Annotated in this window: 8 protein-coding genes; 3 read left to right on the top strand and 5 right to left on the bottom strand. The window is 70.9% G+C overall.

The window, feature by feature from the left end; genetic code table 11:
- Together ACLBYD_RS00750 and ACLBYD_RS00745 are read left to right on the top strand one after the other, a co-directional pair.
- Window positions 1–2395 (top strand): carboxyl transferase domain-containing protein (locus tag ACLBYD_RS00750; protein ID WP_447815029.1); only part of this gene is annotated, 2395 nt, incomplete at its 5' end.
- Window positions 2396–2414: 19 nt separating this feature from the next.
- The gene (locus tag ACLBYD_RS00745) at window positions 2415–3053 is read left to right on the top strand and encodes a UdgX family uracil-DNA binding protein (protein ID WP_447815028.1); all 639 of its coding nucleotides are present in this window, start codon (window positions 2415–2417) and stop codon (window positions 3051–3053) included.
- 4 nt (window positions 3054–3057) lie between these two features.
- On the opposite strand, the gene ACLBYD_RS00740 is transcribed toward ACLBYD_RS00745, so the two are convergent.
- The 5 genes from ACLBYD_RS00740 to ACLBYD_RS00720 are packed head-to-tail and all read right to left on the bottom strand — an operon-like array spanning window position 3058 to window position 6451.
- On the bottom strand, window positions 3058–3996 hold the full coding sequence (locus ACLBYD_RS00740; RefSeq protein WP_447815027.1) for a copper resistance D family protein: 939 nt from the start codon (window positions 3994–3996) through the stop codon (window positions 3058–3060).
- A 5-nt stretch (window positions 3997–4001) separates the two neighbouring features.
- On the bottom strand, window positions 4002–4535 hold the full coding sequence (locus ACLBYD_RS00735; protein ID WP_447815026.1) for a copper resistance CopC family protein: 534 nt from the start codon (window positions 4533–4535) through the stop codon (window positions 4002–4004).
- The gene (locus ACLBYD_RS00730) at window positions 4532–5206 is read right to left on the bottom strand and encodes a YcnI family copper-binding membrane protein (protein WP_447815025.1); all 675 of its coding nucleotides are present in this window, start codon (window positions 5204–5206) and stop codon (window positions 4532–4534) included. Before ACLBYD_RS00730 ends, ACLBYD_RS00735 begins: the two co-directional genes overlap by 4 nt.
- A gap of 34 nt (window positions 5207–5240) precedes the next feature.
- Window positions 5241–5732 carry a hypothetical protein gene (locus ACLBYD_RS00725; protein ID WP_447815023.1) on the bottom strand — a complete coding sequence of 164 codons (492 nt, stop codon included), beginning with the start codon at window positions 5730–5732 and terminating at the stop codon, window positions 5241–5243.
- A gap of 35 nt (window positions 5733–5767) precedes the next feature.
- Window positions 5768–6451, bottom strand: coding sequence for a DUF6474 family protein (locus ACLBYD_RS00720; RefSeq protein ID WP_106200837.1), 684 nt, complete (start codon window positions 6449–6451; stop codon window positions 5768–5770).
- 149 nt (window positions 6452–6600) lie between these two features.
- Between ACLBYD_RS00720 and ACLBYD_RS00715 the strand changes: the two genes are divergently transcribed.
- On the top strand, window positions 6601–8178 hold the full coding sequence (locus ACLBYD_RS00715; protein ID WP_447815346.1) for a TM0106 family RecB-like putative nuclease: 1578 nt from the start codon (window positions 6601–6603) through the stop codon (window positions 8176–8178).
- Window positions 8179–8184: the final 6 nt, after the last annotated feature.

Below are 8184 nucleotides of genomic sequence, written 5' to 3'. Positions count from 1 at the left end.
CGGGTGCCACGGGCTGTCCACCGTCGAATTCCTCGTCCACGAAGACGGTTTCGTGTTTCTCGAGGTCAACCCCCGGATCCAGGTGGAGCACACCGTCACCGAGGAGGTGACGGGCGTCGACCTCGTGGCGACCCAGCTCGCGGTCGCTCGCGGGGTGGGATTCGACGAACTCGGTCTCCCGAAAGGAATCACCTTCGACGGCAACGGGATCGGCGGACGCCCTGCGGTGGCGCAGGGCATCGCGGTGCAGGTGCGCGTCAACGCCGAGACGCCGCGCGCCGACGGGATCGCCCTGCCCACGGCCGGGACGCTCACCGCGTTCACGCCACCCACCGGACCGGGCATCCGCGTCGACACCCACGGCCGGCCCGGCCTCGAGGTGACCGGACGTTACGACTCGCTGCTCGCCAAGGTCGTCGCGTACGTGCGTTCCGGCGATCGCGCGGCCGTGCTGCGCAAGGCGTCGACGGCACTCGGTGAGTTCGTCGTCGACGGTGTCGGCACCAACCGCGACCTCCTGCAGAAGATCCTGGACGACAAGGAGTTCCGGTCCGGCAATGTCCACACCACGTGGCTGGGGGAGCGGCTCGCGGATTTCGTCGACACCGCCCCGACCGCACCGGTGGAGTACACGGGTCTGCGCGCCGACGAACATGTGGTGCACGCCGAGATGGTCGGCACGGTCGTGGAGATCGCTCGCGCGGGCGACACCGTTCCGGCCGGTGCGCCGCTCGCCGTGCTCGATGCGATGAAGATGCAGCACGAGATCCGGGCACCGGGCAGTGCCGTGGTCGAACGTGTGCTCGTCGAGCCGGGCCGCACCGTCGACCCGGGAACGGTGCTCGCGGTGGTCCGCGTGCTCGACGCGGACACCGCGACGGACGACATCGCCGCGGTCGACCTCGACGCCGACCGTGCCGACCTCGACGAGATCCGCTGCAGGCACGAGGGCGCCACCGATGCGGCGCGGCGCGAGGTCGTGGCGAAGCGGCACGGGCGGGGCCGGCGCACGGCGCGCGAGAACATCGCCGACCTCGTCGACGACGGCAGCTTCGTCGAATACGGACCGCTCGTCCTCGCCGCCCAGCGCGGCCGCCGCAGCGAGGAGGACCTGATCGCGAACACCCCCGCGGACGGACTCGTCGGCGGCACCGCCCGGATCGGTGGGGCCGAGGTGGTCGTGATGTCCTACGACTACACCGTCCTCGCGGGCACCCAGGGCCGCAACAACCACCGCAAGACCGATCGGCTGCTCGAACTCGCCGCCCGGCGGCGGGTGCCGCTCGTGCTCTTCGCCGAGGGTGGTGGCGGGCGACCCGGGGACGTCGACGCCGGTTCCGGTGCGGGCCTCGACCTGCCCACCTTCCGCTCGATGGCGTCGCTGCGCGGACGCGTGCCCACCGTCGCGGTCGTCTCCGGCCGCTGCTTCGCGGGCAACGCCGCGCTCGCCGGGGTGTGCGACGTGCTCATCGCGACCCCCGACGCCAACATCGGCATGGGCGGCCCCGCGATGATCGAGGGCGGAGGACTCGGCGCGCACCGCCCCGAGGACATCGGGCCGATCGACGTGCAACGCCGCAACGGCGTCGTGCACGTCGCGGCGCGCGACGAGGCGCACGCCGTGGACGTCGCCCGTCGATATCTCGCCTACTTCACCGCGCCGCACGAGGAGCGGCAGGCACCCGACCCGCGTCTCGCGCGACATGTGGTGCCGGAGAACCGGCTCCGCGCCTACGACGTGCGGTCGGCGATCGACGCGATCGCCGACATCGGATCGGTGCTCGAACTGCGCCCGGACTACGGAATCGGCATCGTCACCGCTCTGATACGCGTCGAAGGCGCCTCGTACGGCGTGCTCGCCAACAGCAGCGCCCACCTCGGTGGGGCGATCGATGCCGAGGCCGCCGACAAGGCCGCGGACTTCCTGGAACTGTGCGAATCGCACCGGCTTCCCGTGGTGAGTCTGTGCGACACACCGGGATTCATGGTCGGACCGGAATCGGAGAAGGACGCCACCGTGCGTCGCTTCGGGCGCTTCTTCGTCGCCGGCGCACGCCTGACCGTCCCGTTCGGCATGATCATTCTCCGCAAGGGCTACGGCCTCGGCGCGATGGCGATGGCCGGCGGATCCTTCCACGCACCCGAATTCACCGTCGCGTGGCCGACGGGGGAGATCGGTGGAATGGGACTCGAAGGGGCCGTGCGTCTCGGATTCCGCAAGGAACTCGACGCCGCGGAGACACCCCGGGAGCGCGAGGAGCTGTTCGGCCGGCTCGTCGCCCTCGCCTACCAGCAGGGCAAGGCCCTGCAGGCGGCGACGAGCTTCGAACTCGACGACGTCATCGACCCCGCCGACAGCCGCGCCTGGATCGCGCGACTGGTGCAACCGCGGTGAAGCCGGGTATGCGACAGCCATGGTGACCTATCCCGGCGCGCAGGAGTACGTACCCGACAGCCGCGACCTCGCCGAACTCGCCGCCGCATCCGCGGGATGCCGGGGATGCGATCTCTACAAGGCCGCCGAGCGGACGGTCTTCGGTGCAGGGGTGCGCGACGCGCGCATGCTGTTCGTCGGCGAACAACCGGGCAACGAGGAGGACCTCGCGGGAGAACCGTTCGTCGGGCCCGCGGGGCACCTGTTCGACAAGGCCCTCGAACGCGCGGGCATCGATCGCGGGACGGTGTACGTGACCAACGCCGTCAAGCATTTCCGCTTCGACCGGTCCGCCAACGGCCGCAGACGCATCCACAAGAAACCGTCGGGTGGGCAGGTCGCGGCGTGCCGGCCGTGGCTCGAGGCCGAACTCGACGCCGTCCGCCCCGACGTGGTGGTGTGCCTCGGAGCCACGGCCGCGCAGTCGCTGCTCGGTAAGGACTTCAAGCTCACGCAGCACCGCGGGGAGGTCCTGCACCTGCCCGAGGAGCTGTGCGGGTCGTGCAATCCGGCGGTGGTCGTCACCGTGCACCCGTCGGCGGTGTTGCGGGCGAAATCGCAGCGCGACGACATGTTCCGCTCGTTCGTGCAGGACCTGGAACGAGCGGCCACGTTGTGACGGTTCAGCCGGTGGTCGCCAATCCGGCCGCGAGCCCGAGCGCCACCGACATCGCGCACACCTCGAGGACGGCGTTGCGCAGCGACTCCTCCTCCGGCAGGCGGTGAGCCGAGGCTGCGGGGAGCCAGTTGCGCCGCCAGTTCCACGCGAGCCCCAGCAGGGCGCACAGCACGATCGCCTTCGCGAGCACGACGCGTCCGTAGCCCGTGCCCAGCAGCGCGGAGACCGAACCGAGCCGCACCGCCGCGTCGACCACCCCCGTGATCACCAACGCCACGACGCACCGAAGGGCCAGCTGCGAGTAGCGCGGCAGCAGTTCCGCCCATCCTCCGCGGCCCCGCACGGTGACGGCCAGCGCCACGAGGACCCCGAACCACACCGCGGCCGCGAGCACGTGCACGGCGTTGAACAGCGATCCCAGCGGTTGCTGCGCCATGTGGCCGGTGACCGGGCGGGCGATCAACGCGAGCGCCGCGGCCACGAGCACCGGGAGGGTGGACCACGACGCCGACCGGCGGTACGCCACAGCGGCGACGACGACGATCGCGGCGATGCATACCCACGCCGCCGCATCCACGCGTCCCGTGGTGGTGCCGACGAACTGCCCGAACCGCCCCACGTCCAGGTCCGCGGCGGGAACGTCGGCCGCGGTGGACGCGGCCCAGGCGAGGTCGATGCTCGCAAGCACGAGCCAGACACCGCCGAGCGTGGCGACCGTCCGCCACAGCGTGTCGGAGGAGACCGCGGGACGGCGTTGCCGCTGCACCATGACGGCCAGGACCGCGAGTCCGAGCACGGTCGAGCCGACGCACAGCCCGATCGCCCGCACCGAACTCGACGGGGCCGGCAGGGCGAGGGAACCGGCCACGGCGATGCCCGCGACGGTTCCGAAGGCAACGCCGGCAGCGGCCACGACGAGCCACTGCCGGCGTTCCGGGATCATGCGGGTCAGGCCTTCGGCTCGCGCAGCGCGAAGGCGAGACCTGCGGCGACCACGACGACACCTGCGACGACGAACCACCACACGGCAGGTCCGCTGCTGTCGCTCCCGCCCGACTCCGCGCCGGTCTCACCGGTCGTTGTGTCACCGGACGCCGCCTCCCCGGGCGTGCCGGTTCCCTCCTGGGTGAGCGTGAAGGTGCGGGTTCCGCTGACGGGATGTCCGTCGGCGGAGGTCACCCGGTAGGCGATCGTGTACTCACCGGCGGGGCCGAGACCGTCGAGTTCGACGGATGCGTTCGCACCCTCGATGATCGGGTCGCTCTTCGACCACAGGTTGCCGTCCGGCCCGACGACGGTCAGGGCCGCGAACTGCTCCTGCAGGTTCTCGTTGAACGTCACGGTCACCCGATCGGGTGCCTCGGCGATCTGCTCGCCGTCCTCGGGCGAGCTCGACAACACCACCGAGTGGGCGGCCGCGGAACCGACGGACAGGGTCAACGCCGCGATCAGCGCGGCGAGGAGAACGAGGATGCGCTTCATGCCCGCCGCCCCCGGATCACGGCGCCGAGACCGAGTGCGGCACCGAGCGCGCCGAGCACCAGGCCGATACCGCCGAGCCAGCGCGCGGTGCTGTCGGTGGTGGTGCCCTCCGACGCCGCGGCGGTCTGCTCGGTCTCGGTGGCGTGCGCGTCGCCGCTGCCGCCGTGCCCGTCTCCGCTGCTCGCCGCAAGGGTCAGGCTGGGGGCGGGACGCTCGGGCTCCTCGTCGCCGGTCGCGATCTCGTCCCACGCCACGACCTCGCCGTCGCTGTAGATCTGGATCGCGGGGAAGGCGACCTCGTCCTCCTCGGGCAGCGGCCCGACGGACAGGACGAACTGCTGGAACTGTCCCGGCCCGACCTGAACATCCGGCTCGGCGGTCCACGTCACGGAGGTCGCGAGCTGCGACTCGGGATCCTTCTCGACGGTCGCCGTCCAGCCGGGCAGCGGCTCGGTGCGCGCCGAGCGCAGCCCCGGAAGCTCGACGGTGACGGCCGTCGTGCCCGCGGTCTCGGACTCGGTGGGGACCCGGAAGGTCAGGACGGTGTAACCGCCCTGCTCGGCTCCGGGGGCGACGACGGTGACGTGGGCCGAAGCGATGCCGGCGCCCGCGACCATCAGCGCAGCGGTTGCTGTCGCGCCCACGAGGGCACGACGGGAGAACTCGAACATGTATGGGTCTTTCTCGTGGTTGGAGGATCGATCGTCACAGCGCAGCCGTGGCGAGCGGCGGTCCTCTCCGCGAGATGGACGGGGGTGCACGTCCCCACACGAACCGGTCGGTCGACGAGGTGGGAGCGAGCACGGCGGGCGCGTCGACCCGCGGGCCGCGCATCAGCACGACCCGCAGCGCGGTGCCGCACGCCGCGTACACGTGGGCCGCGGCGGTGAGCAGCACCGCACACACGGCGACGGCGAGCATGTGGGCGCCCAGCATGGACACCGACAGGTGTTCGTGACCGGGCACCAGCACGGTGAGCGCGACGTGCGTGGCCGCCTGCCCACCGGCGAGGAGCACGAGCGGGGACAGCGACGGCTGGTGCGCGCCGAGGATCCCGACGATCGCCGCGACCGCGACCAGCAGTACCGCGACCGGTCCCGTCGGCACACCACCGCCGGCGGCGCCGTGGGCGGCCACCGCCAGCACCGCGGTGGCGATGCCCGCGGTGGTGCCGAGAACGGTCGGATACCTGGTCACTGTCGGTCGTGCTCGTTCCTGATGTGCAGGCCGTATCAGCGCACGCCGAGGCGCGCGAGCAGATCCGCTTCGATGCCGTCGAGTTCCGACGAGATCGCCGCGTGCGCCGACTTCCGGCGCGCGGCCGGCATCTGCTCGGCCGTCTGCACGGCGGCGGTCAGATCGGTGAGGCGCTCGCGGGTCGCGGTGGCGAACTTCTGCGTCTCCGCGTCCTTGGGGTTGCGCTGCTCGACCTTCGCGAGCGACTGCTCCGCACCCGCGATGCGGGCACTGAGCCGGGCACCGTGACCGGTGAACGAACCCAGTTCCTCGATCGGCACGCCGAGCTGCTGCGCGCGACGCGAGTCGAGCTGACCGCGCAGCGCCGTCACGGCCTGGTAGACGATCGGGACGAGCACCGGCGCGAGCAGACGCGCGACGCCGAGATAGCGGCGCACCTTCGCCGCGGTGAGTCCCTGGTTCTCGGCGGCCTTCTTCTGTGCCTTGAGGGTCGCGATCTGTTCCTTCTCGACCTTGGCTTGCGACCTTGCGAGTTCCTGATCGAGCTTGACCTGCGACTTCGCGAGCTTCTTGTCGATCTTCGCCTGGGCCTTCGCTGCCCGCCGGTCGTTCTCGAGCCGATTCTTCGCGACCAGTCTGGCCTCGAGCTTCGCCTTGGTTCTCAGCGCCTTCGCTTCCGCCCTGCGAGTCGCGCGACGCTTCCGTGTGAACAACCCCATCGAACAGCACCCTCCATTCGGTACGACACGACGCTCCGGCGCCCCGCGTCAGCCTAACGTGACGGTGCTGCTGCGAGCCGTCGCCTGTGCAGGGAATACCCTGGAATGTCGTGGACGCAACCGGAGAACTACCGCGGCCCCAACGCGGAGTGTCACAGCGCACAGCCGTCTCCCTCGAGGCCGCTGCGCTGACGAGGTGCCGCCACCGGGTCTATCTCGACGCCACCTTCCCCGACGAACTCGCAGGTGCACCCGAGAATCCGGGTGCGCGGCAACGCCAGGAGGCGGCGGCTGCGCATCGCGAGGCGATCCGCCAGAAGCTGTTCGACGCCGACCCGGACGGGTGGGTGCTCGTCCCCCCCGAAGGACCGATGTCGCAGCGCGCCGAGCGCACACTCGACGCGTGCCGCGCGGGCGCCGACCGCATCTGGGGTGCGGTGCTGCCGAGCGAACCCGACACCGGACGCCGCGGCCGCTCGGAGATCCTGCTGCGCGACGCCGAACACGGCGGCTACATCCCGGTGATCGTCGTCAACCACAAGGTCACCGATCCCGGACGCGGCGCGCTCACCACCGATCTGTTCGCGTGGGCACCCGCCGTCGACGAGACCCGCAAGGTGCGCAGTCAGGTGCGCGACCAGATGCGGCTCGCGCACCTGTACCGGATGCTCGAACGTCACGGATTCGTGAGCCCCGCGAAGGTCGCCGGCGCGATCGGCTACGGCGGCGACTGCATCCTCGTGCACGATCTCGACCAGATCCTCGACGACTACGACGCCCGCCTGGCGGACCGTCTCGACATCGCGCGGGGTCTCACTCCGACGGCGCCGTCGCAGATCGGTGAGTGCAAGACCTGCCCGTGGTGGGACCGCTGCCGCGCCGAGCTCACCGTCACCCGGGATGTGTCGCTCGTCGCGCCGGGGCAACGTGCCGTCGTGCTGCGCGAACTCGAGGTGCACACCATCGACGGTCTCGCCCGGTGGGAGGGCGAGGAACCGGAGGCGTGGCCGCAGGGTTCGTTCGAGGACGCGATCGTCACGGCGCGGGCGTGGATCGCCGGTGCGCCGCTCGTGCGTCGCTACCGGCACGTGCACGTCCACCGCGCCGACGTCGAGGTCGACATCGACATGGAGAGCTACCACGAGCACGGCGCCTATCTGTGGGGCACGCTGCTCAATTCGGGATCGTCCTCCGAGTACATCCCGTTCGCGACGTGGGAGCCCGTGCCGACCGACGACGAGGCACGCTCGTTCGCCGAGTTCTGGCGCTGGCTGTCGGATCAGCGGCGCGCGGCCGAACGTCGTGGGAAGACCTTTGCGGCCTACTGCTATTCGCGGTCGGCGGAGGACAAGTGGTTGCTGTCGTCGGCGCGCCGGTTCCACGGCTTCCCGGGTGTTCCGGAACTCGCGGAGGTCAAGGCGTTCATCGGCTCGAACGAGTGGGTCGACATCTTCCAGGCCGTCACCGACCAGTTCGTGTGCCCGAATGGCAAGGGGCTCAAGAAGATCGCGCCGATCGCGGGGCATCACTGGCGCGACGCCGAGGCCGGGGGCGAGGCGTCGATGAGCTGGTACCGCGAGGCCGTCGGCATGGCGGGCGAGCCCGATCCGGCGCAGCGTGTGCGGTTGCTCGAGTACAACGAGGACGACGTGATCGCCACGAAGATCCTGCGCGAGTGGATGAGTGATCGCGCGGTGCTCGACATCCCGTTCATCGAGGACCTGTAGCGCAGA

Source organism: Rhodococcus sp. C26F, from assembly GCF_053345925.1.
This window is presented reverse-complemented; position numbering and strand designations above follow the sequence as displayed.